Origin of the sequence: Spirosoma spitsbergense DSM 19989 (assembly GCF_000374085.1) — a bacterium.
In the GTDB taxonomy this organism is placed as follows: domain Bacteria; phylum Bacteroidota; class Bacteroidia; order Cytophagales; family Spirosomataceae; genus Spirosoma; species Spirosoma spitsbergense.
On the sequence record NZ_KB893503.1, the window covers coordinates 1 to 2327 of the forward strand.

Sequence of the window (2327 nt, forward strand, 5' to 3'; positions counted from 1 at the left end):
GCCGAATGAACTGAGCAGATAGTCTGTATATAAATCAAGGTTCGTTTGCATGACCAAAGATAATTTGTCCACTTAACCACTTTGCGTAACTTCAGTTATAAGACACAATTTCAATTTCTTTGTTATCAGCCAGTCTTTTAATAATCTCTACAATTTGAGTACGACCGCCTATTGAAGATTCGATTATATTGGTGTCTTCTTGATCTTTATCGTCTTCTAAATTGCGATCTAATTTATAGTTCCATTGAACATCGACAACGTATCTTTCTAAGCGCTTTAGGCATTTATCATAGAAAGACGAGACAAGCTGTTCGTATGCTGCGGTTTCTATCAAACCTCCATCCCTGCTTGTAACTTCTTTGAACTGTTCAGGATCGTCAGTAAAAATCTCAATTCTACCTAAGAGATCCCTTGTACCTAAAAACCTTGCATATCCTTGTTGCTTTCTATGATCCATTCCAAGCTCATCGTCGCCTGGATCACCAAAAGGATAGACTCTAAAACCATTTTTAAATAAAAAAACAGAACCAAATTTAATAGGTTCAAGACCCATTTGGCGAGTAAAATTATTTTTAGCAGCACTATTAAGAAAGAAGAGTTGATACCTTACATCCTCTAAATAATTAAAATCTAAATTAGGTTCTCTAATCTCATAGACTGGCGTACCTCTATCGATTAATTTAGTTGTTATAAAGTCTTTGTTAATAACGCTGTTTATTTGGGTCGTTTTAACATTTAAAGTTTCAAATATGAAGTTTTCTATAGGCCCGTTAATTTTGTCTCTAGCTATTTTTTCTTTTTTGTCTGCTTCTAACTCTTTTTTACATTCAATAGATATAGAGAAATCGTTTCCCGAATTAGAAAAAGGATTTATTAGTTTTTCTAACGAATGCTTTAACAATTTAATTTTATTACGGTCCCAAGGAGAACGTAGTTCAGTTATTTCAATTATTGTTCCATATTCAAAATCATTATAAAATTCTTTTGAAAAAGTCTTATGGTCTACTTTAATATCTATGAATTCTTCTAAAGAATTTTCTTCAAAATCTCCCCAGTCTACGTCAAGTTGTTCAATAGTGTCGCTACCCTTTTGTTTCGTTATAAGTCTTAGCCTTGAACCAAGCTTGTCTGAAGAAAATCTACCAATTCCCTTAGCACCTGCATAATACCTTTTATTGAGCTTGTCTCGATAACTGTTATCTTTAGATCCTATTTCTTCATCTTCTGTTCCATTTATCTTTGCTGAATAGGCCACAAATAACCACTTGTCTCTAAGGTCGTCAAATGACATACCCTTTCCATCATCTTTTATTGTTAAGTAATCATTATCAAAAATGATTTTGACATTTTTCGCATAAGCATCGTAAGAATTTTTAACTAGTTCAAAAACGGCTATAAAATCGTCTGTGATTAGGTCTCTACCTATAATTTTTTTTAACCCTGAGCTTATTTTGAAAGTAAGCTGATCTAGCTGATTCATCAAAAAATATTTTTTAAAATTGCTCCAACTTGTTCAGCAAATAGTGGTGGTATTGCATTTCCTATTTGAGTATACCTGGGTACTTCTCGAATTCTTCTTTCACCACCTGTAGTATATTTTCCTTTAAATTCATACCAATCTGGAAAGGTCTGAATTCTGGCATATTCCCTTACTGTCAAAATTCTTGGTTCGCTATAATGTATGTAGTCATCTGGTAGTGATGTGATAGTTGGAGATTTATGCGCTCTATCTAAAACTACAATCCTGTGCTTTTTTATTGAAAACATTTCCCTTATTTCTTCATTTATATGTTTATTTTTTGCTGAATTGTTCAGTATAAAGTCAAATTTATCAATTATATCTTGTCTATGGTTTGCAAATCTGTGACTGTCGATATCTTGCGTTGGAGTATTTCTTCGCATCAAAGCTTGAAAGCTCCCATTGAGCGGGCCATATATGCCAGCTTTAAAATTCTTACTATCTGGCGAATCTATAATGCCATAAGTTTTATTTAAGTCTGATATTGCATCTCCCAGATTTGTTTCTAAACTTATATTTAGCGTTTGAAGGAAATTTTGTTTTTGCTCATTAATGATTCTGAAAAAATTATTAATGAGATCAGGCTTCGCTCTTCCAATGTCCTCTCTAATTCCTACTAAAAGAAATCTCACCCTTTTTTGAGGTACGCCAAAGTCACCAAAATTGGTTAGTTCTTTGCTTATATAATATCCTGCTTTATGAAGTTCATTGACAAGGGTGCATTTCAAAAATACCAGTATCTTGTTGACATAGCCTCAAAAAGCCCTTGTTCCCATGACCAGAGAAGAATTACATGCCCTCGTTGATG

General features: G+C 33.3%; 2 protein-coding genes. Both read right to left on the reverse strand.

All coding sequences use genetic code 11. The features are described from left to right. Nucleotides 1–91 precede the first annotated feature (91 nt). Nucleotides 92–1480 (reverse strand): ATP-binding protein, encoded by a 1389-nt coding sequence (locus B157_RS35200; protein ID WP_020603691.1) that lies wholly within the window; start codon nt 1478–1480, stop codon nt 92–94. Continuing rightward, the gene (locus B157_RS35205) at nt 1480–2247 is read right to left on the reverse strand and encodes a DNA cytosine methyltransferase (RefSeq protein ID WP_020603692.1); all 768 of its coding nucleotides are present in this window, start codon (nt 2245–2247) and stop codon (nt 1480–1482) included. Before B157_RS35205 ends, B157_RS35200 begins: the two co-directional genes overlap by 1 nt. Between the last annotated feature and the right edge of the window lie 80 nt (nt 2248–2327).